Source organism: Pseudomonas sp. UYIF39 (genome assembly GCF_029963765.1).
Classification (GTDB): Bacteria; Pseudomonadota; Gammaproteobacteria; order Pseudomonadales; family Pseudomonadaceae; genus Aquipseudomonas.
Genome location: NZ_JALBYU010000005.1, coordinates 246,517 through 272,369 on the forward strand (window position 1 = coordinate 246,517; position 25,853 = coordinate 272,369).

Here is a 25,853-nt window from a genome sequence, read left to right on the forward strand (position 1 = left end):
ACCGCCCGTCTGTTGCGAAACAGACGGGCGGTGTCGTTTTTGGCTTGTACTTTGATGCGCCGAGGCCTATGCCTGTAAGGATATTGGCTCGCCATTGCGTGAGGTGCGTTTATGGACCTGAAAGAGTTGAATGCTTATGCCATCGCCGGGAAGGTTGATGAGCTCAACCTGATCTCGATGGAAGGGGGGATCTACCTGTTGGAAGCGCGGATGCATGGCGCGGCGTATCCGCTGAGTGATAACCACGGCCAGATGTTTCATCTTCGTTCGGTCGAGCATGCGCGTGAAGTACTTCATGCCTTTCCCAGCTTGCCGTTCAACCTTGTGCATACCTCGGTTCATGACGAAATGTGCGGGCTCGGTGCCAGTGCCGGGGAAAATCTGAAGGTGCCGATCGCCTTCCGTTGAGCCTTGCAGCGCTGACGCACTCTCATCAACGCGACGGCATCTGTGCTAGTCTGCTCGCCCTTTTGGTTCCGGGCGCTCCGGGACGCGCTGTGCACGCACGGCAAGTTCCAGGGCCGTCCGCACAGCGGAGCAGTGTCATGTCCGAAGTAAATCTGTCCACCGACGAAACCCGCGTCAGCTACGGTATTGGCCGTCAGCTGGGCGATCAACTGCGCGACAACCCGCCACCGGGCGTTAGCCTGGACGCGATCCTGGCAGGCCTGACCGACGCTTTCGCCGGCAAGGAAAGCCGTGTGGGTCAGGAAGAAATGTCCGCAAGCTTCAAGGTTATCCGCGAAATCATGCAAGCTGAAGCAGCAGCCAAAGCTGAAGCAGCTGCTGGCGAAGGCCTGGCATTCCTGGCTGAAAACGCCAAGCGTGACGGCATCACCACCCTGGCTTCCGGCCTGCAATTCGAAGTGCTGACTCAAGGTGAAGGCGCCAAGCCTACCCGTGAAGATCAAGTGCGTACTCACTACCACGGCACCCTGATCGACGGCACTGTGTTCGACAGCTCCTATGATCGTGGTCAGCCTGCAGAATTCCCGGTTGGCGGCGTGATCGCTGGCTGGACCGAAGCCCTGCAACTGATGAACGCCGGCAGCAAATGGCGTCTGTACGTGCCGAGCGAACTGGCTTACGGCGCTCAAGGCGTTGGCAGCATTCCGCCGCACAGCGTACTGGTATTCGACGTCGAACTGCTCGACGTTCTGTAAGACCGTAACCCTGTAGGCGCTTTGCCCCTACAGGGTTTTTCAGCGTTTTTCATATTTCGATCTTGTGGTGCAGTTCGCTTGTCGGGCGCAATGCCCGTGCATAGCAGAACAGAAACAGATTGCGCACCAGTTCCTTGAGCACCACCGGCTCGCTGGAACTCAAGCCGTTGACGTCCAGATCGCCCTGATCCTGCAGCTCGTTCAAGGCTTCTTCTTCAAGCACCGCACAGACTTCCCCGGTTTCCCGATGCAGGATCCTGAGGCAAGGGTGTGGGCGGTCCAGCCAGGCGTCGATCAAATAAGTCATGGGTCTCATCTCCATTGATGGGTTTCAATGAGAATAATTCGTATTCATCAAATAGCAAGGACCTATTGGCGGTTTGTGTTTTTTTAAGGGCAAAGGTTGCGTAAGGTCAAAACGGCTGGCGTTTGGCTATTGCGAGGGATTGTTGGGCGACGCGGGGGAGGGTGAAGCACCATCCCACGCAGGGCGCGGGATGGAATGCAGCAGGCTCAGACTTTTCTGACGAACTCGGATTTGAGCTTCATCGGGCCGATGCCGTCGATCTTGCAGTCGATGTCGTGATCACCACCGCACAGGCGGATGTTCTTGACCTTGGTGCCGACCTTGACCACCAGCGACGTGCCTTTGACCTTGAGGTCCTTGATCACGGTGATGGTGTCGCCGTCCTGAAGGACGTTGCCGACCGAATCCTTTTTCACGGTGTCATCGGACACTGTTTCGGCTTCGCCGCTGGCGGACCACTCGTGGGCGCACTCAGGGCAGATCAGCTGGGCGCCGTCTTCGTAGGTGTATTCGGAATTGCATTTTGGGCAGGGTGGCAACGTGCTCACTAAAGCTCCTTGGATTGAGGATCGCTAAAAGTCGCACATTATATAGGGTTTTAGGCGGAGGAGGGGTGACAGCGAAAGATCGCAGCCTCGTACGAGCTGCCGCAGGCTGCGATCTTTTGATCTTGCTGTAAAAATCAGTGCGTACGGGCGACCGCAAACTCGCTCAGCTCGACCAGCGCATCGCGGTATTCGCTGGCAGGCAGCGCATCGAGGCACTTGATCGCACGGGCGACGTAGTCACGGGCCAGTTGTGCGGTGTAATCCAGCGAACCTGAGGCTTCCACGGCTTCGCGGATGCTTTCCAGGTCTTCGATGCCGCCTTTCTGGATTGCCTTGCGCACCAGTGCAGCCTGCTCCGGCGTGCCTTCGCGCATGGTGTAGATCAGCGGTAGGGTCGGCTTGCCTTCAGCCAGATCGTCACCGACGTTCTTGCCCAGGGTTTCGGCGTCGCCTTTGTAGTCCAGCAAGTCGTCGACCAATTGGAACGCCACGCCCAGATGATCGCCGAATGTACGCAGGGCTTCTGACTGTTCTGATGTCGCTTCGCAGAGCGCTGCAGCACTGTGGGTCGACGCTTCGAAGAGCATCGCGGTCTTGCCGCGGATGACTTCCATGTAGGTTTCTTCGGTGGTGCTGGCGTCACGAACCTTGGACAGCTGCAACACTTCGCCTTCGGCGATGATGCGCGTGGCTTGCGAAAGGATCTTCATTACCGGCATGGAGCCCAGTTCGACCATCATTTCGAAGGACCGCGAATACAGGAAGTCGCCCACCAGCACGCTAGGGGCGTTGCCCCACATGGCGTTGGCGGTCGAGCGGCCACGGCGCATGCCGGACATGTCGACCACGTCGTCATGCAGCAGGGTCGCGGTGTGCAGGAACTCGATGGTTGCGGCCAGCAGGCGCAGGTCATCGCCTTCGCGACCCAGAGCCTTGCCACACAGCAACACTAATAGAGGGCGCAGGCGTTTACCGCCAGCCGAGGTAATGTAATCGCCGATTTTCGATACCAGCGGCACTCGGGAAGTCAGCTGCTTCTTGATGATGCCGTCGACGGCGCTAAAATCGTCCGCCACCGCGCGGTAGAAAGCTTGGGGTTGCATCAGCGACAGTTGCTCCAGAAGGGTTGCGCGGCATGCTAGGACCCACGTCGGCGGGTGTCAAGGTACGATGGACGGCCTCTTGCATCGCCCCGGCAGCTTGCGTACAATCGCGCACCCTGAACTTCCTGGGCAGCACCTGCCTTACGCAATTGCAAACAGGCCTTCCAGCCCAATGCAGCCATGCCAGCCAATACCTCTTCTTATAAAGAGCTGGGTGAGCAGGATTATCGGAGAAATACCATGTCGTACGCAGTAATTGTTACTGGTGGCAAGCAATACAAGGTCGCCCCAGGTGAATACCTGAAGATCGAAAAACTGGAAATCGCTACTGGCGAATCCGTTACTTTTGATCGCGTTCTGTTGGTCGCCAATGGCGATGACGTGAACATCGGCGCTCCAGTTGTTGCCGGCGCTACCGTTGTGGCTGAAGTGATCTCCCAAGGTCGTCACGATAAAGTCCGCATCATCAAGTTCCGTCGTCGTAAGCACCACATGAAGCGTATGGGCCACCGCCAGTGGTACACCGAGATCAAAATCACCGGTATTCAGGCTTAATTTCAGCCTAATTCCTCACTAGGAGAATTGACTCATGGCACACAAAAAAGCTGGTGGTAGTACCCGTAACGGTCGCGACTCAGAAGCCAAACGCCTTGGCGTGAAGATGTATGGCGGCCAGGTTATCATTCCGGGCAACATCATCGTGCGTCAGCGCGGCACCCAATTCCACGCCGGTTACGGTGTTGGCATGGGTAAAGATCACACTCTGTTCGCTAAAATCGACGGCGTGATCAAGTTTGAAGTAAAAGGCGCTTTCAACCGCCGTTACGTGAGCATTGTCCCGAAGACTGCAGTCGTCGCGGCATAATTACGTAGTTGCTGGAAAAGCCCTGTCTCGCGACGGGGCTTTTTCGTTTGTGGGGTGAGTCTCTTGCAAAGCTGTTTGTGATGGGCGAAAGCAGCTGGATTTTCGGTCGTTGCTTGAGGTCGCTGCGCTCATTTTTGCAAGAGTCTTATGTCTTAGTGTTTTTCGGCTCGTCCGTATGACGAGAGGCGTTTTGTTATGAAGTTTGTTGATGAAGTATCGATTCGAGTAAAGGCCGGCGACGGCGGCAACGGTTGCATGAGCTTCCGTCGCGAGAAATTCATTGAGAACGGTGGTCCGAACGGCGGTGATGGTGGTGATGGTGGCTCGGTCTACATGATCGCCGACGAAAACCTCAACACCCTGGTGGACTACCGTTATACCCGGCACTTTGATGCCGAGCGTGGTTCCAACGGCGGCAGCACTGACTGCACCGGTAAGAAAGGTGAAGAGCTGGTCCTGCGTGTTCCGGTCGGTACTACCGTTATCGACTCTGCCACTCAGGAAGTGATCGGCGACCTGACCAAGGCTGGCCAGAAACTGCTGGTGGCTCACGGCGGCTGGCACGGTCTGGGTAATACCCGTTTCAAATCCAGTACCAACCGTGCTCCGCGTCAGACCACTCCGGGCAAGCCGGGTGAGGCGCGTGATCTGAAGCTGGAAATGAAGGTATTGGCTGACGTCGGCCTGCTGGGCTTGCCAAACGCTGGCAAAAGTACCTTCATTCGTTCGGTGTCGGCCGCCAAGCCGAAAGTCGCCGACTACCCGTTCACCACGCTGGTGCCGAACCTGGGTGTGGTCAGTGTCGATCGCTGGAAAAGCTTCGTGGTCGCCGACATTCCGGGTCTGATCGAAGGTGCTTCCGATGGCGCAGGCCTGGGGATTCGCTTCCTCAAGCACTTATCGCGTACCCGTCTGCTGCTGCACCTCGTGGACATGGCGCCACTCGATGACGCCAGCGCTCCGGATGCGGCTGAAGTGATCGTCAGCGAATTGACCAAGTTCAGTCCGTCTCTGGCTGAGCGTGATCGTTGGTTGGTGCTGAACAAGTGTGACCAGATCCTGGAAGAAGAGCACGAAGAACGCGTCAAGGAGATCGTTGATCGCCTGGAATGGACCGGTCCGGTCTACGTGATCTCGGCCATCTCCAAGCTCGGTACCGAGCGTCTGTGCCACGACATCATGCGTTACATGGAAGACCGTGCTGATCGCCTGGCTAACGACCCGGTTTACAAAGAAGAGTTGGCCGAGCTCGATCAGCGCATCGAAGACGAAGCCCGTGCTCAGCTGCAGGCCCTGGATGACCAGCGTGCCCTGCGCCGTAGCGGCGTGAAGTCGGTCCACGACATCGGCGACGATGATTGGGACGAAGAAGATGTGGATGACGAAGACGGTCCGGAAATCATTTACGTGCGTGACTGATTCGTTGCAGTAAACTTAAGCGCCGCTCAATCGAGCGGCGTTTTAGTATCTGGAAATCGATCGTTGGTCACGAATAACCACGATTAACGTCACGGGCAGTGCCAGGTCGCGCTGTCCTCAAGCTAAGGTTGAAGATGATGCGGAGCAAGGTGACAGGTGCGCAGCGTTGGGTCGTGAAGATCGGCAGCGCTTTGCTGACGGCGGACGGCAAGGGCCTGGATCGCGCGGCAATGAGTGTTTGGGTCGAGCAGATGGTGGCTTTGCATGAGGCTGGCGTCGAACTGGTGCTGGTGTCCTCCGGGGCGGTGGCGGCCGGCATGAGTCGCTTGGGCTGGACCGTGCGACCCAGTGCGATGCACGAGTTGCAGGCCGCTGCCGCCATCGGTCAGATGGGATTGGTGCAGGCCTGGGAGTCGAGCTTTGCCGAGCATGGCCGACATACCGCGCAGATTCTCCTGACCCACGACGACTTGTCCGACCGCAAGCGCTACCTGAACGCCCGCAGCACCTTGCGCGCGTTGGTCGAGCTGAAAGTTATTCCGGTGATCAACGAAAACGACACCGTGGTCACTGATGAAATTCGTTTCGGCGACAACGACACGCTCGCGGCGCTGGTGGCCAACCTGGTCGAAGCTGACTTGCTGGTGATCCTTACCGATCGCGATGGCATGTTTGACGCCGATCCGCGCAATAACCCTGACGCCAATCTGATTTACGAAGCGCGCGCTGATGATCCGGCGCTGGATGCGGTGGCGGGCGGCACGGGTGGTGCACTGGGTCGTGGCGGCATGCAGACCAAATTGCGTGCTGCGCGGCTGGCGGCTCGTTCCGGTGCGCACACCATCATCGTTGGCGGGCGTATTGACCGTGTGCTGGATCGCCTTAAGGCGGGCGAGCGCATCGGCACCTTGCTGTCGCCTGAGCGCGGCCTGTTGGCAGCGCGCAAGCAATGGCTGGCCGGGCACCTGCAAACCCGCGGCACGCTGGTGCTGGATGCTGGTGCGGTGACGGCGCTGTCCAAAGGCAACAAAAGTTTGCTGCCCGTGGGTGTCAAGCTGGTCCAGGGCAGCTTCCGTCGTGGCGAGATGGTGGTTTGCGTGGCGCCGGACGGTCGTGAAATCGCCCGAGGCCTGGCCAACTACAGCGCGCTGGAAGCACAAAAAATCATCGGTCAGTCGTCTGAGGCGATTGTCGGTCTGTTGGGTTACATGGCGGAGCCGGAACTGGTTCATCGCGATAACCTGATCCTGGTCTGAGGGAGTACCTGAATGCGCGTGGCAAAAGGATTGTTGGGTCTGTTGTTGGCGATGCCGCTGCTAGCCTCGGCCGAGGAGATTGGTCAGGTGTCGACGGTGTTCAAGTTTGTCGGTCCGAACGACCGCATCGTCGTCGAAGCGTTTGATGATCCAAAGGTCGAGGGCGTGACCTGCTACCTGTCGCGAGCCAAGACGGGTGGCGTGAAAGGTGGTTTGGGATTGGCTGAAGATCGCGCGGAAGCGTCTATCGCTTGTCGTCAGGTCGGGCCGATCAGCTTCAAAGGCGAGCTGAAGGATGGTGACGAGGTGTTCAAGGAGCGCACGTCGCTGGTGTTCAAGACCATGCAGGTAGTGCGATTCCTCGACAAGAAGCGCAATACGCTGGTGTACCTGGTCTATAGCGATCGTGTGATCGAGGGTAGTCCGCAGAATGCGGTGACGGCGATTCCGATTTTGCCGTGGGCGCAGGCTCAGTAAGCTAAAGAAGATCAAAAGTGTGGGAAGGGGCTGTCCCTTCCCATTTTTTTGCGCTGGGTTTGCTAAATCGCAGGCAATAAAAAACCGACCCTAGGGTCGGTTTTTTAACAAGCTTATCGCTTATGCGGCAACAGCAAGGTTCAGAGCCTTGACGTGACCGTTCAGGCGGCTCTTATGACGAGCAGCCTTGTTCTTGTGGATGATGCCTTTATCGGCCATACGGTCGATAACTGGCACGGCCAGAACGTAAGCAGCTTGAGCTTTTTCAGCGTCTTTTGCGTCAATGGCTTTAACTACATTCTTGATGTAGGTACGAACCATGGAACGCAGGCTGGCGTTGTGGCTGCGACGCTTCTCAGCCTGTTTTGCACGTTTTTTGGCGGAAGGTGTGTTGGCCACCGTCGAGCTCCTCGAAAGACTTTTTAGGAAATAGCAAACAAAATAGGCCGCGAATCATGCCGATGAGTTGATGTCTTGTCAAGGGCGGTTGAGACGTTCCGCTAAGTGGTAGGTATAAAGAGGCGGGATATTTATTTCCGGCGCTTGACCTGTAAACTCGCGAGCTTTGGCTCTGTGCTGCTGCGGCGCGGAGTATCGCATAAGTAGGCGCTTTGTTCGCCTGCTGTTTATCGACAGGCACAAACTCTTTCAATGAATCTGCTCAAATCGTTGGCCGCCGTCAGCTCTATCACGATGCTTTCCCGGATTCTGGGGTTCGTTCGTGACACCCTTATCGCACGTGCATTTGGCGCAGGGATGGCGACTGACGCCTTCTTTATCGCCTTCAAACTGCCCAATTTGCTGCGGCGTATCTTCGCTGAGGGGGCATTTTCCCAGGCATTTGTGCCAATTCTTGCTGAATATAAAAGCCAGAAGGGCGAGGAGGCGACGCGAACCTTCGTTGCCTACGTCTCGGGCCTGCTGACGCTGGTGCTGGCGTTGGTTACCGCGTTGGGCATGATCGCTGCGCCGTGGGTCATCTGGGCGACTGCGCCGGGTTTCACTGATACGCCGGAAAAATTCGAGCTGACGGCCAGCCTGTTGCGCGTGACCTTTCCTTATATATTGCTGATCTCCCTGTCTTCATTGGCCGGGGCGATCCTCAATACCTATAACCGCTTTTCGGTGCCGGCCTTCGTGCCGACCCTGCTCAACGTCAGCATGATCATCTTTTCGGTGTTCCTGACGCCGTACTTCGATCCGCCGGTCATGGCGCTGGGCTGGGCAGTGCTGGTGGGTGGTCTGGCGCAATTGCTCTATCAGCTGCCGCACCTGAAAAAGATCGGCCTGCTGGTGTTGCCACGACTGAACCTGCGTGACAGCGGCGTCTGGCGGGTCATGAAACAAATGCTGCCGGCGATTCTCGGCGTCTCGGTTAGCCAGATTTCGCTGATCATCAATACCATTTTCGCCTCGTTCCTGGTCGCCGGTTCCGTGTCCTGGATGTACTACGCCGACCGGTTGATGGAATTGCCTTCCGGCGTTCTGGGCGTAGCGCTGGGCACAATTCTCCTGCCGACCCTGGCCAAGACCTACGCCAGCAAGGATCGCCAGGAATACTCGCGAATCCTCGATTGGGGGCTGCGCCTGTGCTTCATGCTGGTGTTGCCGTGCTCCCTGGCGCTGGGGATTCTCGCCGAGCCGCTGACGGTTTCTTTATTCCAGTACGGCCAGTTCAGCGCGTTTGACGCCTCCATGACCCAACGGGCGCTGATCGCTTATTCGGTCGGTTTGCTCGGGATTATCGTGATCAAAGTGCTGGCGCCGGGCTTTTATGCGCAACAAAACATCCGCACACCGGTAAAAATCGCGATTTTCACCTTGATCGTTACCCAATTGTTCAACCTGGTGTTGATCGGCCCGCTGGCCCACGCCGGTCTGGCGCTGGCCATCAGCATCGGCGCATGCATTAACGCCGGGCTGCTGTTCTATCAACTGCGCAAGCAGCAGATGTATGAGCCGCAACCGGGTTGGGCGAAGTTCGGCTTCAAGCTAGTGATTGCAGTGTTGGTGATGTCTGCTGTGTTACTGGTCGGAATGCATTTCATGCCAGCCTGGGATCAGGGGCATATGCTGGAGAGGTTCCTGCGTCTGGGCGCATTGGTCGTTGCCGGCGTGGTCGCTTATTTCGGCATGTTGCTGTTGATGGGCTTCCGTTTGCGCGACTTCAATCGCAAGGCCTTGAGCTGAGGTCGCGGCCTCGATAAACACGGGCGAGCCGGCAGTTTTGTCGGCTCGATCACTTTGGGTTACGGTGTTGCCTGTCGTCGGCCGCCGGGTGTGGTTATAATCGACCACTTTATGAGCAAGAAGCGCGTTATGCAGCTGGTTCGAGGCCTCCACAACCTGCGCCCCCAGCATCGGGGCTGTGTCGCCACTATTGGCAACTTTGACGGTGTTCACCGTGGCCACCAGGCTATCCTGGCGAGGCTCCGTGAGCGTGCGCTCGAGTTGGGTGTGCCAAGCTGCGTGGTGATTTTTGAGCCGCAGCCGCGAGAGTTTTTCGCCCCTGATACGGCGCCGGCCCGTCTGGCCCGGCTGCGGGACAAACTGCAGCTGCTGGCCGAGGAAGGTGTCGACCGGGTCCTGTGCCTGGCCTTCAATCAGCGCTTGAGCAAGCTCAGCGCCGCCGAATTCGTCGACACCATTCTGGTGGACGGCCTCGGTGTGCAACATCTTGAGGTCGGTGACGATTTTCGTTTCGGCTGCGACCGGATAGGAGATTTCGATTTCCTGCAACAGGCCGGCGTCCTGCAAGGCTTTACCGTCGAAGCGGCGCAAACCGTCGAGCTGGACGGTATTCGCGTCAGCAGCACCCAGGTCCGCAATGCCCTGGCCGCTGCCGATTTTGCCCTGGCCGAGCGCCTGCTCGGTCGTCCGTTCCGGATTGCCGGGCGGGTCCTGCATGGCCAGAAGCTGGCGCGCCAATTGGGTACGCCCACGGCCAACATACAACTCAAGCGTCGTCGCGTGCCGCTGACCGGGGTTTACCTGGTCAACGTCGACATCGACGGCAAGACCTGGCCAGGCGTCGCCAATATCGGCGTGCGGCCAACCGTTCAAGGTGATGGCAAAGCCCACCTCGAAGTGCATCTTTTAGATTTTGCCGGCGATCTGTATGACCGGCGTTTGACGGTGGTTTTCCACCACAAGCTGCGTGAAGAGCAGCGTTTCGCCTCTCTGGAGGCGCTTAAGACGGCGATCAATGCGGATGTTGCCGCCGCCCGTGCCCTGTCGCACCTAGCGCCAATCGCTAATGAAGAGCCTTAAATGACCGACTATAAAGCCACGCTAAACCTTCCGGACACCGCCTTCCCAATGAAGGCCGGCCTGCCTCAGCGCGAACCGCAGATTCTGCAGCGCTGGGACAGCATTGGCCTGTACGGTAAGTTGCGCGAGATTGGCAAGGATCGTCCGAAGTTCGTACTTCACGACGGTCCTCCGTACGCCAACGGCACGATCCACATCGGTCATGCGCTGAACAAGATTCTCAAGGACATGATCATCCGCTCGAAAACCCTGTCGGGTTTCGACGCGCCGTATGTTCCGGGCTGGGACTGCCACGGTCTGCCGATCGAGCACAAAGTCGAAGTGACCCACGGTAAAAACCTGGGCGCGGACAAAACCCGCGAACTGTGCCGTGCCTACGCCACCGAGCAGATTGAAGGCCAGAAGTCCGAATTCATCCGTCTGGGCGTGTTGGGCGACTTTGCCAACCCGTACAAGACCATGGATTTCAAAAACGAGGCCGGTGAAATCCGCGCCCTGGCTGAAATCGTCAAGGGCGGTTTCGTGTTCAAGGGCCTGAAGCCTGTGAACTGGTGTTTCGACTGCGGTTCTGCTTTGGCTGAAGCGGAAGTCGAGTACGAGAACAAAAAGTCATCGACCATCGACGTGGCCTTCCCGATTGCCGATGAAGCCAAACTGGCTGCCGCTTTCGGTCTGCCGTCGCTGGGCAAACCTGCCTCGATCGTGATCTGGACCACCACCCCGTGGACCATCCCGGCCAACCAGGCGTTGAACGTTCACCCGGAATTCAACTACGCCCTGGTCGACGTTGGCGACAAGCTGCTGGTGCTGGCTGAAGAACTGGTCGAGTCGTGCCTTGCCCGTTACAGCCTGGAAGGCTCGGTCGTTGCGACCACCACCGGTAAAGAGCTGGAACTGATCAACTTCCGTCACCCGTTCTACGATCGCTTGTCGCCGGTTTACCTGGCCGAGTACGTTGAACTGGGCGCTGGTACCGGTGTGGTTCACTCCTCGCCAGCCTACGGCGTAGACGACTTCGTGACCTGCAAGAAGTACGGCATGGTCAACGATGACATCATCAATCCGGTACAAAGCAATGGCGTTTACGTGCCGTCGCTGGAGTTCTTCGGCGGCCAGTTCATCTGGAAGGCCAACCCGGCCATCGTCGACAAGTTGACCGAAGTGGGTGCGCTGCTGCACACCAGCATCATCGAACACAGCTACATGCACTGCTGGCGTCACAAGACCCCGCTGATCTACCGCGCCACCGCGCAGTGGTTCATCGGCATGGACAAAGAACCTGTGACCGGCGACACCCTGCGCAAGCGGGCGATCAAAGCCATCGAAGAGACCAAGTTCGTCCCGGCCTGGGGCCAGGCGCGCCTGCACTCGATGATCGCCAACCGTCCGGACTGGTGCATCTCCCGTCAGCGTAACTGGGGCGTGCCGATCCCGTTCTTCCTGAACAAGGAAAGCGGCGAGTTGCACCCACGTACCGCCGAGCTGATGGAAGAAGTCGCCAAGCGCGTCGAAGTCGAAGGCATCGAAGCCTGGTTCAAGATGGACGCCGCCGAGCTGCTCGGTGACGAAGCGCCGCAATACGACAAGATCAGCGACACCCTGGACGTCTGGTTCGATTCGGGCACCACGCACTGGCACGTTCTGCGCGGTTCGCACCCGATGGGCCACGAGACCGGTCCACGTGCCGACCTGTACCTGGAAGGTTCGGACCAACACCGTGGCTGGTTCCACTCGTCGTTGCTGACCGGTTGCGCCATCGACAACCACGCGCCATACCGCGAGCTGCTGACTCACGGCTTCACCGTCGATGAGTCGGGCCGCAAGATGTCCAAGTCCCTGGGCAACGTGATCGCGCCGCAAAAGGTCAACGACACCTTGGGCGCCGACATCATGCGTCTGTGGGTCGCTTCTACCGACTACTCGGGTGAAATGGCGGTTTCCGAGCAGATCCTGCAGCGCAGTGCGGACGCTTACCGGCGTATCCGTAACACCGCACGCTTCCTGCTCTCCAACCTGACCGGCTTCAACCCGGCCACCGACATCCTGCCGGCCGAAGAAATGCTGGCGCTGGACCGTTGGGCCGTGGACCGCACCCTGCTGCTGCAACGCGAGCTGCAAGAGCACTACAGTGAATACCGCTTCTGGAACGTCTACTCCAAAATCCACAACTTCTGCGTGCAGGAACTGGGCGGTTTTTACCTCGACATCATCAAGGACCGTCAGTACACCACTGGCGCCAACAGCAAGGCGCGCCGTTCGGCGCAAACCGCGCTGTACCACATCTCCGAAGCCCTGGTGCGCTGGATTGCGCCGATCCTGGCGTTCACCGCCGACGAACTGTGGGAATACCTGCCGGGCGAGCGTAACGAATCGGTGATGCTCAACACCTGGTACGAAGGCCTGACCGAACTGCCGGCAGACGTCGAGCTGGACCGCGCCTACTGGGAGCGGATCATGGCGGTGAAGGTCGCGGTCAACAAGGAAATGGAAATCCAGCGCGCGGCCAAGGCCGTCGGTGGCAACCTGCAAGCCGAAGTGACGCTGTTCGCCGAAGAAGCGCTGAGCGCCGACCTGGCCAAGCTGAGCAACGAACTGCGCTTCGTACTGATCACCTCGACCGCCACCGTTGCACCATTCGTTCAGGCGCCGGCCGATGCCGTGGTCACCGAAGTCAGCGGTTTGAAACTGCAAGTGGTCAAGTCGAGCCACGCCAAGTGCGCCCGTTGCTGGCATTGCCGTGAAGACGTCGGCGTGAACCCGGAGCATCCGGAAATCTGCGGTCGTTGCGTCGACAACATCAGCGGCGCTGGCGAGGTTCGTCACTATGCCTAATGCGGCTGGCCGTTTCGGACGGCTGAGCTGGCTCTGGTTGAGTTTGCTGGTCCTGGTTATCGACCAGGCCAGCAAGTTCTACTTCGAAGGCAAGCTCGAGATGTACCAGCAAATCGTGGTGATCCCCGATTTGTTCAGCTGGACTCTGGCCTACAACACGGGCGCAGCGTTCAGCTTCCTGGCCGACAGCTCCGGCTGGCAGCGCTGGCTGTTCGCCCTGATCGCGGTCGTGGTCAGTGCGGTGCTGGTAGTGTGGCTCAAGCGTCTGGGGCGCAACGAAACCTGGCTGGCCGTCGCTTTGGCGCTGGTGCTGGGTGGCGCGCTGGGCAATCTGTATGACCGCATAGCCCTGGGCCATGTGATCGATTTCATTCTGGTGCATTGGCAGAACCGCTGGTATTTCCCGGCGTTCAACTTTGCCGACAGTGCAATCACTGTCGGTGCCGTAATGCTTGCGCTGGACATGTTCAAAAGTAAGAAAACCGGAGAAGCCGTTCATGACTGAACAGGTATTGGCTGAGCAACGCATCCGCCAGAACACGGAAGTCACTTTGCACTTTGCACTGCGCCTGGAGAACGGCGACACCGTCGACAGCACCTTCGACAAAGCCCCGGCGACCTTCAAGGTCGGTGACGGCAACCTGTTGCCAGGGTTCGAAGCAGCGCTGTTCGGCTTCAAGGCTGGCGACAAGCGTACGCTGACGATTCAGCCGGAGAACGCTTTTGGCCAACCCAACCCGCAGAACGTACAGGTCATCCCGCGCTCGCAGTTCAAGGACATGGAGCTGTCGCCTGGCTTGCTGGTGATCTTCAACGATGCGGCTAATACTGAGTTGCCCGGTGTGGTGAAGGTATTCGATGACGAGCAAGTGACCATCGACTTCAACCACCCGTTGGCCGGCAAGACATTGACCTTTGACGTCGAGATCATCAACGTCAAATCGCTGTAAACACTTCGCCCGACTCTGGTCGGGCGGGGTCAGCATTCTTTCTGCGCGCAAGACACGAGGCACAGCATGCAAATCAAACTCGCCAACCCCCGTGGCTTCTGCGCCGGTGTGGACCGGGCGATCGAAATCGTCAACCGCGCCCTGGAAGTCTTCGGGCCGCCGATCTACGTGCGCCACGAAGTGGTCCACAACAAATTCGTCGTCGAAGACCTGCGTGCTCGCGGGGCGATCTTCGTCGAAGAACTGGATCAGGTGCCGGACGACGTCATCGTCATCTTCAGTGCCCACGGTGTTTCCCAGTCCGTGCGCACCGAAGCCGCCGGTCGTGGCCTGAAGGTGTTCGACGCCACCTGCCCGCTGGTGACCAAGGTACACATCGAAGTGGCACGCTACAGCCGCGACGGCCGTGAATGCATCCTCATCGGCCACGCCGGTCACCCGGAAGTCGAAGGCACCATGGGCCAGTACGATGGCAGCAATGGTGGCGCGATCTATCTGGTCGAAGACGAGAAAGACGTCGCCGCCTTGCAGGTGAACACCCCTGAAAAACTGGCGTTCGTGACCCAGACCACCCTGTCCATGGACGATACCAGCCGCGTCATCGACGCACTGCGTACGCGCTTCCCGGCGATCGGTGGTCCACGCAAGGACGACATCTGCTACGCCACGCAAAACCGTCAGGATGCGGTCAAACAACTGGCCGACGAGTGTGACGTGGTACTGGTGGTCGGCAGCCCGAACAGCTCGAACTCCAATCGCTTGCGTGAACTGGCCGAGCGCATGGCCACCCCGGCCTATCTGATCGACGGCGCCGAAGACCTGCAAAAGAGCTGGTTCGAGGGTGTCGAGCGAATCGGCATCACCGCTGGCGCCTCCGCACCGGAAGTCCTGGTGCGTGGCGTGATCCAGCAGTTGCAGGCGTGGGGCGCTACCGGTGCCGATGAACTGGCCGGTCGCGAGGAGAACATCACCTTCTCCATGCCTAAAGAATTGCGCGTCCGCTCCCTGCTTTAACGCTTTTGCCACCTGGGCACAGCGCCTGCTCAGCCTTATGGCTGCGCAGGCTGACGCGGCCGGTCGCGGCCAGCACCACCTGGAGCTGAGTGACCGGTTCGCGGGCTGCGCAAATGTGCAATGTCCCCGCTTGAAAGGCCCGTCCGGGCATCTGTGGCTCGCCAATACTGTTGAAACGTATGTATCGCCTGACCGGCCAATTGCCGACAATCGGCACCTGAGTGCCACTCGCGCGCTCAACCAGCAGCGGATTGCTGTTGTCCTCCGCCCCTTTACCGCTGATATCCAGAATGATCCGCCAGCCCTGGCTCCAGTTGCCGTTGATGGCGTGAATCACGACGCTCTGGTTGCGTGTGATGGCAACGGTTCTGGCGTTGCGTATACCGCTGATAAGCGACTGTGCCATCTGCTCGCGATGGTTCGATTCAGTCATTGCAGCAAATGCCGGACTGACCAATAGCAGAACAATCCCGACAATTGTCAGTCCCATGAGCAGTTCGATCAGGCTGAAACCTCGCTGATGCATGTCATCTCCCTCCCTGGAGTGCTGCGGCCCGCGCGATCCTGGCGCGAGTAATGGCAAAACAACCGAACATCTGCCGGTCGAATGTTCTAGCGTGTAGAAGCAGGTATAGCCGACGGCAACGGAGGGCACCGATGGATCATCGTACAAAAGGTTTCACGCTGATCGAGTTGCTGATCGCGCTCGCGGTATTTCTGATCTTGATCACTCTGGCCGTACCGGCGTTTACTCGTTCGGTGCAAAGCACCAAGGCCGACACCGAAGTAGGCGATCTGCAGCGTGGTTTGAATTTCGCCCGACTTGAGGCGATCGACCGGGGCATCACCACCCGGCTTCGTCCGACGACGGAGGGAGGCGCCTGGACCGGGGAGCTCTCGGTTTATGACGGTACTGGCAAATTGGCCAATGTATTGCGGGTTGTTCCAGCGATGAGCAGCGGGGCGAGTCTGACGCTAACCTCAGGAGTGACCGCCATCGATTTCAACAACCTTGGCGGGTTGTCGGCACCGTCCACGGCGGTGGTGATCAGCTACGTACAGGGAGCGCAAAACAGAACGCTGAATGTGTGTTTGAACGGACGAATTCTATTGGGTGGAAGCTGCGGATGAGGGGATGGAGCAAGCGTGCACAGGAGGGCATGACGCTGATCGAAGTCTTGGTTGCGTTGTTGATTCTGAGCGTGGGGCTGTTGGGCGCGGCAGCGATTCAGCTCAATGCGCTGAAGTACACGGACAGCGCGCGGATGACCAGCCAGGCGAGTTTTATCGCCTACGACATGATGGACCGCATTCGCGCCAACACCGGTGCCGACTACACCGTCACACCACCGACCTCAGGCAACCTGAGCGTCGCCCGGGATCAGGACCTCTACGACTTCACCACCAACATCGTTAGTTTCGGCGGCGCCACGGCCACCGGCAGCGTTACGCTCAATCAGCGGGTGTACACCATCACCATCACCTGGGATGACTCGCGGGCTGCGAACATCGCCAATTTGCGGCGCAGTTTCGTTCTGACCAGTCGCGCCACCGTCGATCCGGTGCCGACGCCATGAACCAGTCCAGCAGAGGTTTCGGCCTGATCGAGTTACTGATCGCCCTGGCATTGAGTTTGGTCGTGGTCCTGGGCGTGGCACAGATTTTCATCGCAGCCAAGAACACCTATGTCAGCCAGAACGCCGCTGCCGCCATGCAGGAAGATGCACGGTTCGTGCTGAGCAAAATGATTCAGGAAATCCGCATGGTCGGTATGTTCGGATGTCTGGGGGCGGTCACCGATTCAAGCTCGGCGGGTGACTTCAATGCCAGCCAGACAACGCCGATCAGTTGGGACAACGCCAACCTCAAACTGACCCTGGTGACTGCGGATGTCGGCGGCGGCGGGGTGCCGACCTGGACGGTGGTTTCCGATTGTCGGAACAATGCAACGGCCTACACGGGCGTCCGAGTTCCGGCGCCGGGAGAGCTGGCGTTTCCGATCCGGCGCTTGATCTACAGCTTCAGCAACAATCAACTGCTGATGGGTGTCGGTACCGGCACGCCGACTCAGGCGGTGCTGGTGAACAACGTCAGTGCCTTCAACGTGAGCTTTGGCCTCGCCAGTTCCGCCACTGATGTGGCCGCCTCCAGTTACAGCAGCAACCCCTCTGATCCGGCGCGCATTCGCAGTGTTCGCCTTACATTGACCCTCACCGACCCGAACAGCCGGGTACACAATCAAACCTTCAACGTGGTTGCCGCTCTGCGCAACCGCTTGCCGTGAGGGGAGGGCCGATGAGTATTTCTCCCGTGACCCCTCACGCCCAGCGGGGCATGGCGCTGCTGGTCAGCCTGGTGTTTCTTCTGTTGCTGACACTGATCGGCCTTTCATCGATGCAAAACGCCACCCTTCAGGAAAAAATGGCCGCCAGCGTGACCTTGCGTAATCAGTCGTTCCAGGGCGCCGAGTCGGCGTTGCGCGTGGGTGAAAGCGCGGTGCAACTGGATACATTTTCGTTGCCGGTCTGCAGCGGCACCACCCAATGCGCGCCACCAGCCGAGTCGTCGACCATCACCGGCGCCGGCTTCAATTCCACCTCGGGGGTGACCTGGATCGCCTCCGGCAGCGGTTTTTACGGGGTGCAGAACATCGGCACCACCTTGACTGCCGTGAATGTGCCGAGCAACACCTCGACAACGCTGTACCGGGTGACCGCTGTCGGCATCGCGGGCAACTCGCGCAGTGTGGTGGAGAGTATCTATGCGAAATATTGAGGCGCGCACAGGTTGGCGCCATCGGTTGTTGCAGTTGTTCTGCGGCGCGGTGTTGAGCCTTTATCTGGCAGCGCCGACTTACGCCTTCACGCCCTCGGATTCGCCGCTGTTGAACGCCGCCGCCGTGACCCCCAATGTGATGCTGTTACTCGATGACTCGGGGAGTATGAACAACATTATCTGGGCGGCAGGCTTCGACCCGACAATCGCGCGCACTCCGGTGACTATTTGCCTCTCGAATGGTTCTTGCTTGAGAGGGCGGGAACTTGACATGACCGATAGCAATATTTCCTTGTCGAGTTTGACTCGGGGAACCTGTTCGAAAGGATGGTACGGTTTTTATAACAACAGTTTCCTCGGTCTGGATTCACTCTGTCTGAAGCTTCCCGATCCGGTAGGGGGGGAGGACACGCGGTATACGGCAAATTACTTGTCCTTTCTGATCAGTCTGGCCAACAAATCAGATCGGAATTTCACTGATGGCTCGATCCCCAACGATTACCGGATGAACGTGGCGCGCAACGTTTCCACGATGTTGGTGGCCGGCAACCGCGATCTGCGCATCGGCCTGTCGACGTTCAATCTGGCGGTCGGCAACCACAAGAATGACGGCGGTTATATTGCCCGTTCGGTCAGTGATATGTCGGCGGTCAGCGGCGTAGTGACCCAGGCTCAGGCCAATACCAACTACAACGCACTGATCGACGCGATCAATGAACTGAGCGCGGAAGCCAATACACCGCTGGCAGAAGCCTATTACGAAATCACCCGCTATTTCCGTGGCATGGCGCCATACAACAACTCGACGCCCACCACCTATACCAGTCCGATTCAGTACCGTTGCCAGAAAAATTACGGGGTGGTGATTACCGATGGTCTGCCGACCTACGACCGAACCTTTCCCACCGGCGATCCGCTGGGTGGCAGCCAGTTGCCGAACTGGGACGGTGTCAGCAATAACGATGGCGCCAACCTCTCCGGCGACGATGAGGGCGACACCCTGTACCTGGATGACATCGCCAAGTTCGCCTTCGACATCGACATGCGCACCACCGGCACCGATTCTGCTAGCAAAAGCTGGGACGCAGCGGATTTTCCAAAGCAGAACATGAACACCTACACCGTCGGTTTCGCCACTGCGAACCAGATGTTGTCGGACGCGGCGACTTACGGGCAGGGCAAGTATTACCAGGCGACCGACAGTGCAGGACTCAACAGTGCACTGTCGTCGGCGCTGAGCGACATCACCTCCAAGGGCGGCTCCGGCGGGGGCGGCGTTGCCAGCGGTAGCATTCTGGCCAGCGGTTCGAGTTATTTCCAGACCAGTTACGATCCCAAGGATTGGCGCGGCACGATCAAGTCCTACGGATTTACCTCCGCTGGCGCGGTCAACACCGCCTCGGTGTTGTGGACCACTGATACCGCCATCGTGCCCGGCGCCACGGCGCCGACCTATCAATCCTGGAACACCTTGAATAATGCGGCCGTGACGCTGGCCTACGCCAGTTTTTCCCCTGCCCAGCAAACTTCTCTCAGCCAGAGTTTGCCCACCGGCATCACCGGCAGCGATCTGGTGGAGTGGAGCAAGGGCACCAACAAGGCCGGCCTGAAGGTGCGCAGTGTGCTGCTTGGCGACATCATCAATTCGCCGTTGGCCTTGGCATCGCCCACAGATAAAACCGCGTCCGATCTGTCAGGCGACACCACTTACAGCACGTATCTGGCAACCAAAGCGGCAAGCATGAACGCCAGTCTCGTGGTGAACGCCAACGACGGCTTTGTAAACGTCATCAGCACGGCCAACGGCACACGGCGTTACGCATTTATGCCGTCCAGTGTGTTGCCGTCACTGCGCTACATCGCCGACCCGACTTACATAAACGGGGTGAGCCACAAGTTTCTGGTGGACGGCCAGGTGGGCGTGTTCGATGCCCAGTTCAACAGTGCCTGGAAAACCTTCGCGTTGGGCGGGACAGGGGCGGGGGGGCGAACCTTCTATGCGCTGCAACTGTTCGACGCATCGGCCGGTAACGTAACCAAGGCGTTGTGGGAGATGAGCGCACCGGCCACAGCAAATACGGCGAACGTTTTCAATGATCTGGGTTATGCCTACGCACGACCGGAAGTGGCACGCTTGGCCGACGGTCGATGGGCCGCATTCATCTCCAACGGTTATGGCAGCAACTCAGGTGTGGCAGCGTTGTACGTGGTCGACATTCGCGACGGCACGCTGATCAAGAAGATAGTGGTCGACGGCGCCGAGACGACCAACGGCCTGTCGTCGGTGAAGCTCAGGGTGAACTCGCAGAATGTGGTGCAGGCCGCTTATGGCGGCGATTTGAAGGGGAGGCTGTGGAAGTTTGATTTGAGCGCCACTGCCCCGGAGTCGTGGGATCTGGCATTTTCCCGCAAACCGCTGTTTACCACCGCAGGTGGCGTCACCCAGCCGATTACCGCGCAACCATTGCTGGCGGATAATTTGTTGGGAGGGAAGGAAGTGTTTTTCGGCACCGGTAAATTCAATGAGACTGCCGACAAGACCAACAAAGACCTTCAAGCTTTCTATGCCGTGTGGGATGCGGAAGGTGGCTCCGGGCAAATAACAACGTCCAGCTTGCAGTCGCAGTCGGTGACTGGCGTGTTCTCGGGTAGCAGTGGGCAATTCATCACCACCAGCCAGAATGACGTTACCTATCCGGCGAAAAAAGGCTGGTACCTGCCGCTGGTGTACAACAACGTGCTAACCGGTGAGCGGGTGATCAATCAGGCCAGTCTGGCGGCCGGCCGGATTGTTTTCACCACTGCCAGTGTGGACACCACCGATCCTTGCGCCAGTTTCGGTTCCGGCAAACTGGTCGAGCTGGATGCATTCAGCGGTAAGATGCTCAATTACGCGGTGCTCGACAGCAACGGCGACGGGCTGGTCGATAACAAGGATTCGATTTCCAGCGGGGTGATTTTCACCGGTGGTATTCCGACGCTGAACGCGATCGTCAACAATGCGTCCCGCAAGATTGTGAACGACTCCAGCGGTGGCATCAGCTCCCTGGTGGAGAAACCCGGCGGTGGCGGCAGCCGTCGCATCATGTGGCGACAAATTCAGTAAGTGAGAGTTGAGGCATGCGCAGATCCAACCGAGGTTTTACCCTGATCGAAATCATGATCGTGATAGCGATCATCGGGATCGTCATCACCATTGGCTACCCAAGCCTCACCGAGTATGTGAACAAGGGCCGTCGAACTGAAGTGGCCGGGCTGCTCTCCGAGCAGGCGCAGATCCTCGAGCGTTTTTATTCGCAGAACAATGTCTACACCAACGTTGCCGGTCTGAGCCCAGGCAATGACTTTTACACTATTACCCAGACACTGACCGATCAGACCTTCCTGCTGACGGCCGTGCGCAAGCCCGGCAAGGCCATGGCCGCTGACAAGTGCGGTGATTTCACCATCACCAACACTGGCGTCAGAAGCATGGTCAATGCGACGGCCGCGACCAAGGATTGCTGGGGTCGCTGAGTTCTTTTTTTGGGTGCCTTTTTGTGCCCTCTGTCTATTTAACGGTTGGATCAGAACATGACCAGGCAACAGCAAGTGGTGATTGTCGGCGGCGGCGTGATTGGCCTGCTGACAGCGTTCAATCTCGCGTCCGAAGTGCAAAGCGTTGTGCTGCTGGATCGCTCGAACGTCGGTCAGGAGTCGTCCTGGGCGGGTGGCGGCATCGTTTCGCCACTCTACCCGTGGCGCTACAGCCCGGCGGTCACCGCGTTGGCGCATTGGTCCCAGGATTTTTATCCACAGCTGGGTGAGCGACTGTTTGCAGCCACCGGTGTCGATCCTGAGGTGCATACCACCGGGTTGTACTGGCTGGATCTGGATGACGAGGCCGAGGCGTTGGCCTGGGCCGAGCGGGAAAACCGTCCGTTGCGGGCTGTGGATATCTCGGCGGCTCACGACGCGGTGCCGGTGCTGGGGAGCGGTTTTTCCCGGGCGATCTACATGGCCGATGTGGCCAATGTGCGTAATCCGCGGCTGGTGAAGTCCCTCAAGGCTGCGTTGCTGGCGCTGCCGAACGTGACGATTCATGAGCAGTGTGAAGTCAGCGGGTTTATCCGTGAAGGCGCTACGGTGGTCGGGGTGCAGACCTCGGCGGGAGCGATTTATGGCGATCAGGTGGTTCTGACTGCGGGCGCCTGGAGCGGTGATTTACTCAAAAGCCTGGGCCTGGACCTGCCGGTCGAGCCGGTGAAAGGGCAGATGATTCTCTACAAATGCGCAGCGGATTTCCTGCCGAGCATGGTTCTGGCCAAGGGGCGTTATGCGATTCCTCGGCGTGACGGGCACATTCTGATCGGCAGTACGCTGGAGCATGAAGGCTTCGACAAGACGCCGACCGAATCTGCCCTGGAGAGTCTGAAGGCGTCGGCTGTGGCGTTGATTCCTGCACTGGCGGATGCCGAGGTCGTGGGGCACTGGGCCGGGTTGCGACCGGGTTCGCCGGAAGGTATTCCCTACATCGGTCGGGTGCCAGGGTTCGAAGGGCTTTGGCTTAATTGCGGGCATTACCGTAATGGCTTGGTGCTGGCGCCAGCGTCGTGTCAGTTGTTTGCGGATGTGATGCTGGGGCGTGAGCCGATCATTGATCCGGCGCCGTATGCGCCGGCTGGACGGATCTGAGACTCAATCGAGCCCCAGTTTCTTGAGCCTGTAGCGCATCGACCGAAATGAAAGATTCAACCGCTGAGCCGCCGCCGTGCGGTTCCAGCGGGTTTCTTCCAGGGCCTGGAGGATAAGGTTGCGTTCGATGTTTTCCAGGTAGTCTTCCAGGTTGTCGATCTGCGTCAGGTCCGGCACACCGCCTTCCGGGTTGCAGTTGCCTTCGGCCAGTCGCAGGTCGCTGGCTTCAATTTGTTTGTTTTCGCACAACGTGTGAGCCCGTTCGAGCACGTTCTCCAGTTCCCGCACGTTGCCGGGAAAGCGATAGCTTTTCAGCGCGTCGAGGGCTTGGGGGTGGAGCTTTGCGGCGGGCTGGCCAGTGCTGATAGCCAAGCGTTTGAGCACGTGGCAGGCGAGGGATTCGATGTCGTCACGGCGTTCGCGCAAGGGCGGCACCCGTAGTTCGATCACGTTCAACCGGTAGTACAAATCCTGTCGAAAGCGTTCGGCGGCGACTTCGGCGTCGAGGTCTTTGTGGGTGGCGCAAAGGATACGCACATCGACCACGGTTTCCTGTTGCTCACCGACACCGCGAACGGCTTTTTCCTGTATTGCCCGTAGCAGTTTGACCTGCATCGCCAGCGGCAAATCAGCCACTTCGTCGAGGAACAGGGTGCCGCCATGAGCCGCCTGGAACAGTCCGGGTTTGTCTTCGACGGCACCGCTGAAGCTGCCTTTGCGATGACCGAAAAATTCGCTTTCCATCAATTCTGACGGAATCGCCCCGCAATTGACCGGGATAAAGGGGCGGCGCGCGCGCGGTCCTTGCTCATGGATCAGTCGCGCGACCAACTCCTTGCCGCTGCCGGATTCGCCGCTTATGTATACCGGAGCCTGGCTGCGGGCCAGTTTGTCGATGTGTTTGCGCAAGGCGCGCATGGGCGGTGAATCACCCAGCAGCCGGCGATCGATGGCGACGCCAGTGCCGCCCGGCGCAGGCAACCGAAGCGCGCTGCTGACCAGTTCCCGCAGGCGAGTGAGGTCCACCGGTTTGGTCAGGAAGTCGAAGGCGCCGGCCTTGAGGGCGTTGATAGCCGTTTCCAGGCTGCCATAAGCGGTGATCATTGCCACCGGTACGAGTGGGTGGCGTTGCTGGATGTGTTGCACCAGCTCAAGGCCGGTGCCATCCGGCAGGCGCATGTCGGTGAGGCACAGGTCGAAGGTCTCTCGCGACAGCAGGGCCTGGGCTTCGCCGAGGTTGCGGGCACTGAAGGTGTCGAGTTTCATCCGGCCCAGGGTGATTTCCAGGAGTTCGCGGATATCCGGTTCGTCGTCGACGATCAGGACTTTTTGCCGTGGGCTCATGTTCAACTTTGTTTCCGTCCGTGAGCAAAGGTGATGCGAAAGCAGCCGCCGCCTTGGCGTGGTTTGAAGTCTAGGCGGGCCTGGTTGCTTTCGCACAGCTCACGGGACAGATAAAGCCCCAGGCCGGTGCCTTGGGTGCTGGTGGTGAAGAACGGTTCGAACAAGTGCACGTGATGCTCCGGTGCCACACCGGGGCCGTTGTCCAGGATCTCGAGGACCGGCAGCTGGCTGTCCGGTTCGACGAACAATTCGAGCCAGACCTGCGCCACGTCGTGATTCAAGGCGCTATGGCGCCAGGCGTTACGCAACAGATTGTCGAGAATCTGGGTCAGTTGGTCTGGATCCATCAGGGTTTTGAAGTCTCCTGAGCCGATGCGCAGATGAATCTGCTGATGCTCGGCCGCCCCCTCGCGGGTTTCGTTGAAGTACTGCTCCAGCCACGGCTTCAGATCAAGCCGTTGCGCTACGGTTTGCTGGCGGCGGGACAGTTGCAGGACGTTTTCGATTACCCGATTCATTCGCTGAGAGTGGTCTTGAATAATCTGTGTCAGACGTCGATCCGCGCGGTTCAGTTCCTCTGATTCTTGCAATAGCTGCGCGGCATGACTAACGGCGCCCAGTGGATTGCGGATTTCATGGGCGATACCGGCGGTCAGGCGACCGAGGGCGGCGAGCTTCAATTGCTGGGCTTGTTGAGCGATTTGCGCGAGGTCTTCGAGAAAGACCAGGGTCTGGTGGTGTGGGCTTTGGTCCAGAGCAATGAAGCTCGGTTGCAGCTCCAGACCACTACTGGCGACTTTCAGGCTCTGGGGGCGCAGCGTCGGATTGCTGAGCCACAGTTGCAGGCGTTCGACCAGGCTGGGTAAGTAGTCGTCGATCAGCTGGCCTGCCAGATTCTCCCTGCCCAACAGGTTCAAGGCGCTGTGGTTGGCCAGTTGAACCCGCCGCTTGTCGTCGAGTACCAGGATGCCGGTGCGCATGCGTTGCAGGATCAGTGCGTTGAGGGCTTCGAGGCCGACGACTTCGCTGGCCCGTTGTTCGGCGAGGGTTTCGCTGACCTCCAGACGTCGGATCAGCCCTTGCACCAGCAATGCCGCAGCAAAACACAAGGCGCCGAGTGTGCTGACTTGCAGGTAATCGTTGGGGGTGGCGTGATGGCTGAAACTCAGGAGGAAGCTCAGCCCGACGATGCCGAGTGCGCCAACGGCGGCAATCAGCAGGCCGATGCGCCCTCGCAACAAGGTGTTACTGATGGCGACCGATACGATCAGCAAGTTGCCGATGGCGCTGGCCACACCGCCGGCGGCGTAGAACAGACCGCACAGCAGCAGGACGTCGGTCAGCGCCAGGCTGAACAGTTGCGCCGGGCGCCGGGTGTTCCCGAGAAATACCACCAGCAGGATATTCAGCACCAGGTAAAACCAGCTGCCACTGCGCAGCAGGTCGTCATTGCTGAACGTCAGCAGCTGGTTGTCCATGTTGCTGGAGATCAACAGCACCAGGGTGATGCCGATGCTCAAGCGGTAAAGGTGATAGAGGCGCAGCAGTCGCTGGGCCTGTTTGCTGCCGGGACTGGAGGTCTCAGCGATCACTGGAGCCCGGGCCTTGCTCAAGATGAGCCTGGCTGCAATACCACTGTTGTTGAAGGCTCAGCGCGCGGTCGCGTGGCAGGTGTACGCCGCAATGGGCGCAGCGGACCATGGGCGCCGCCTCCAGCTCGGCAGGGGACTTGGGCACGGAAGCCTGGCCCTTGAACTTGCGCCAGAACCATACCGCAGCGGCAATCAGGGCGATCCAGAACAGTAAACGAAGCATGATGAGCTGCTATTCGACGAGTGATGAGCCAGTTTAGCCAA

The 25,853-nt window shown here is 58.9% G+C and carries 28 protein-coding genes; 20 read left to right on the plus strand and 8 right to left on the minus strand.

What is annotated here, in order from left to right; all coding sequences use genetic code 11:
* Positions 1-111 precede the first annotated feature (111 nt).
* Both MO767_RS09305 and MO767_RS09310 read left to right on the plus strand, forming a co-directional pair.
* A complete protein-coding gene (locus tag MO767_RS09305; protein WP_149628162.1) occupies positions 112-408 on the plus strand; it encodes a DUF6482 family protein in 297 nt (98 codons plus the stop codon).
* A 137-nt stretch (positions 409-545) separates the two neighbouring features.
* The gene (locus MO767_RS09310) at positions 546-1,163 is read left to right on the plus strand and encodes an FKBP-type peptidyl-prolyl cis-trans isomerase (RefSeq protein WP_046048787.1); all 618 of its coding nucleotides are present in this window, start codon (positions 546-548) and stop codon (positions 1,161-1,163) included.
* 49 nt (positions 1,164-1,212) lie between these two features.
* Here the strand turns inward: MO767_RS09310 and MO767_RS09315 are convergent, their stop codons facing one another.
* From MO767_RS09315 to MO767_RS09325, 3 genes are all read right to left on the minus strand, one after another.
* Positions 1,213-1,470, minus strand: coding sequence for a hypothetical protein (locus MO767_RS09315; RefSeq protein ID WP_282480241.1), 258 nt, complete (start codon positions 1,468-1,470; stop codon positions 1,213-1,215).
* Positions 1,471-1,676: 206 nt separating this feature from the next.
* A complete protein-coding gene (locus tag MO767_RS09320; RefSeq protein ID WP_282480242.1) occupies positions 1,677-2,018 on the minus strand; it encodes a zinc ribbon domain-containing protein YjdM in 342 nt (113 codons plus the stop codon).
* A 134-nt stretch (positions 2,019-2,152) separates the two neighbouring features.
* The gene (locus tag MO767_RS09325) at positions 2,153-3,121 is read right to left on the minus strand and encodes a polyprenyl synthetase family protein (RefSeq protein ID WP_033054288.1); all 969 of its coding nucleotides are present in this window, start codon (positions 3,119-3,121) and stop codon (positions 2,153-2,155) included.
* A gap of 240 nt (positions 3,122-3,361) precedes the next feature.
* Here MO767_RS09325 and rplU point away from each other — a divergent pair, with 240 nt between their 5' ends.
* The 5 genes from rplU (at position 3,362) to MO767_RS09350 (ending at position 7,138) form a co-directional block, all read left to right on the plus strand.
* Complete coding sequence (rplU, locus tag MO767_RS09330; protein ID WP_003176051.1) at positions 3,362-3,676, plus strand: 50S ribosomal protein L21; 315 nt, start codon at positions 3,362-3,364, stop codon at positions 3,674-3,676.
* 34 nt (positions 3,677-3,710) lie between these two features.
* The gene (rpmA, locus tag MO767_RS09335) at positions 3,711-3,986 is read left to right on the plus strand and encodes a 50S ribosomal protein L27 (RefSeq protein ID WP_046048788.1); all 276 of its coding nucleotides are present in this window, start codon (positions 3,711-3,713) and stop codon (positions 3,984-3,986) included.
* A 195-nt stretch (positions 3,987-4,181) separates the two neighbouring features.
* Positions 4,182-5,405 (plus strand): Obg family GTPase CgtA, encoded by a 1,224-nt coding sequence (gene cgtA / locus MO767_RS09340; RefSeq protein WP_282480243.1) that lies wholly within the window; start codon positions 4,182-4,184, stop codon positions 5,403-5,405.
* A gap of 137 nt (positions 5,406-5,542) precedes the next feature.
* Complete coding sequence (proB, locus tag MO767_RS09345) at positions 5,543-6,661, plus strand: glutamate 5-kinase (protein WP_134103575.1); 1,119 nt, start codon at positions 5,543-5,545, stop codon at positions 6,659-6,661.
* Between the two features lie 12 nt (positions 6,662-6,673).
* Positions 6,674-7,138 carry a CreA family protein gene (locus MO767_RS09350; RefSeq protein WP_033054290.1) on the plus strand — a complete coding sequence of 155 codons (465 nt, stop codon included), beginning with the start codon at positions 6,674-6,676 and terminating at the stop codon, positions 7,136-7,138.
* A gap of 120 nt (positions 7,139-7,258) precedes the next feature.
* Here the strand turns inward: MO767_RS09350 and rpsT are convergent, their stop codons facing one another.
* Entirely contained in the window at positions 7,259-7,537 is a 279-nt protein-coding gene (rpsT, locus tag MO767_RS09355) for a 30S ribosomal protein S20 (RefSeq protein WP_008154937.1), read from the minus strand.
* Between the two features lie 252 nt (positions 7,538-7,789).
* Between rpsT and murJ the strand changes: the two genes are divergently transcribed.
* The 6 genes from murJ to ispH all read left to right on the plus strand — a co-directional run bounded on the left by murJ (position 7,790) and on the right by ispH (position 15,204).
* Positions 7,790-9,328 (plus strand): murein biosynthesis integral membrane protein MurJ, encoded by a 1,539-nt coding sequence (gene murJ, locus MO767_RS09360; RefSeq protein WP_282480244.1) that lies wholly within the window; start codon positions 7,790-7,792, stop codon positions 9,326-9,328.
* 129 nt (positions 9,329-9,457) lie between these two features.
* Positions 9,458-10,408, plus strand: coding sequence for a bifunctional riboflavin kinase/FAD synthetase (gene ribF, locus MO767_RS09365; protein ID WP_282480245.1), 951 nt, complete (start codon positions 9,458-9,460; stop codon positions 10,406-10,408).
* Positions 10,409-13,240, plus strand: coding sequence for an isoleucine--tRNA ligase (gene ileS, locus MO767_RS09370; RefSeq protein WP_282480246.1), 2,832 nt, complete (start codon positions 10,409-10,411; stop codon positions 13,238-13,240).
* Positions 13,233-13,745 (plus strand): signal peptidase II, encoded by a 513-nt coding sequence (gene lspA / locus MO767_RS09375; protein ID WP_033054294.1) that lies wholly within the window; start codon positions 13,233-13,235, stop codon positions 13,743-13,745. Before ileS ends, lspA begins: the two co-directional genes overlap by 8 nt.
* Before the next feature lie 7 nt (positions 13,746-13,752).
* Positions 13,753-14,190 carry an FKBP-type peptidyl-prolyl cis-trans isomerase gene (gene fkpB, locus MO767_RS09380; RefSeq protein ID WP_282480305.1) on the plus strand — a complete coding sequence of 146 codons (438 nt, stop codon included), beginning with the start codon at positions 13,753-13,755 and terminating at the stop codon, positions 14,188-14,190.
* Between the two features lie 66 nt (positions 14,191-14,256).
* On the plus strand, positions 14,257-15,204 hold the full coding sequence (gene ispH / locus MO767_RS09385; protein WP_282480247.1) for a 4-hydroxy-3-methylbut-2-enyl diphosphate reductase: 948 nt from the start codon (positions 14,257-14,259) through the stop codon (positions 15,202-15,204).
* Here ispH and MO767_RS09390 read toward each other — a convergent pair.
* Positions 15,173-15,730 carry a GspH/FimT family pseudopilin gene (locus MO767_RS09390; RefSeq protein WP_282480248.1) on the minus strand — a complete coding sequence of 186 codons (558 nt, stop codon included), beginning with the start codon at positions 15,728-15,730 and terminating at the stop codon, positions 15,173-15,175. The genes ispH and MO767_RS09390 overlap by 32 nt on opposite strands.
* Before the next feature lie 131 nt (positions 15,731-15,861).
* On the opposite strand from MO767_RS09390, the gene MO767_RS09395 reads away from it, so the two are divergent.
* The 7 genes from MO767_RS09395 to thiO are packed head-to-tail and all read left to right on the plus strand — an operon-like array spanning position 15,862 to position 22,653.
* Positions 15,862-16,335 carry a GspH/FimT family pseudopilin gene (locus MO767_RS09395; protein WP_282480249.1) on the plus strand — a complete coding sequence of 158 codons (474 nt, stop codon included), beginning with the start codon at positions 15,862-15,864 and terminating at the stop codon, positions 16,333-16,335.
* On the plus strand, positions 16,332-16,781 hold the full coding sequence (pilV, locus tag MO767_RS09400; RefSeq protein WP_282480250.1) for a type IV pilus modification protein PilV: 450 nt from the start codon (positions 16,332-16,334) through the stop codon (positions 16,779-16,781). Before MO767_RS09395 ends, pilV begins: the two co-directional genes overlap by 4 nt.
* A complete protein-coding gene (locus MO767_RS09405; protein WP_282480251.1) occupies positions 16,778-17,488 on the plus strand; it encodes a prepilin-type N-terminal cleavage/methylation domain-containing protein in 711 nt (236 codons plus the stop codon). Before pilV ends, MO767_RS09405 begins: the two co-directional genes overlap by 4 nt.
* A gap of 11 nt (positions 17,489-17,499) precedes the next feature.
* On the plus strand, positions 17,500-17,979 hold the full coding sequence (locus MO767_RS09410) for a PilX N-terminal domain-containing pilus assembly protein (protein ID WP_134422334.1): 480 nt from the start codon (positions 17,500-17,502) through the stop codon (positions 17,977-17,979).
* Positions 17,966-21,085, plus strand: a complete 3,120-nt coding sequence (locus MO767_RS09415; protein WP_282480252.1) for a PilC/PilY family type IV pilus protein — start codon at positions 17,966-17,968, stop codon at positions 21,083-21,085. Before MO767_RS09410 ends, MO767_RS09415 begins: the two co-directional genes overlap by 14 nt.
* 14 nt (positions 21,086-21,099) lie before the next feature.
* The gene (locus MO767_RS09420) at positions 21,100-21,495 is read left to right on the plus strand and encodes a type IV pilin protein (protein WP_282480253.1); all 396 of its coding nucleotides are present in this window, start codon (positions 21,100-21,102) and stop codon (positions 21,493-21,495) included.
* Positions 21,496-21,552: 57 nt separating this feature from the next.
* Complete coding sequence (thiO, locus tag MO767_RS09425) at positions 21,553-22,653, plus strand: glycine oxidase ThiO (RefSeq protein ID WP_282480254.1); 1,101 nt, start codon at positions 21,553-21,555, stop codon at positions 22,651-22,653.
* 3 nt (positions 22,654-22,656) lie between these two features.
* Here thiO and MO767_RS09430 read toward each other — a convergent pair whose 3' ends face one another.
* From MO767_RS09430 to MO767_RS09440, 3 genes are read right to left on the minus strand one after another with little or no spacing between them, the layout of a single operon-like run.
* Positions 22,657-23,997: a sigma-54 dependent transcriptional regulator gene (locus tag MO767_RS09430; RefSeq protein WP_282480255.1), complete on the minus strand. Its 1,341-nt coding sequence runs from the start codon at positions 23,995-23,997 to the stop codon at positions 22,657-22,659.
* 2 nt (positions 23,998-23,999) lie between these two features.
* A complete protein-coding gene (locus MO767_RS09435) occupies positions 24,000-25,589 on the minus strand; it encodes an ATP-binding protein (RefSeq protein WP_282480256.1) in 1,590 nt (529 codons plus the stop codon).
* Positions 25,579-25,812 carry a PP0621 family protein gene (locus tag MO767_RS09440; protein WP_008037883.1) on the minus strand — a complete coding sequence of 78 codons (234 nt, stop codon included), beginning with the start codon at positions 25,810-25,812 and terminating at the stop codon, positions 25,579-25,581. The genes MO767_RS09435 and MO767_RS09440 overlap by 11 nt, the downstream gene beginning before the upstream one ends.
* Positions 25,813-25,853: the final 41 nt, after the last annotated feature.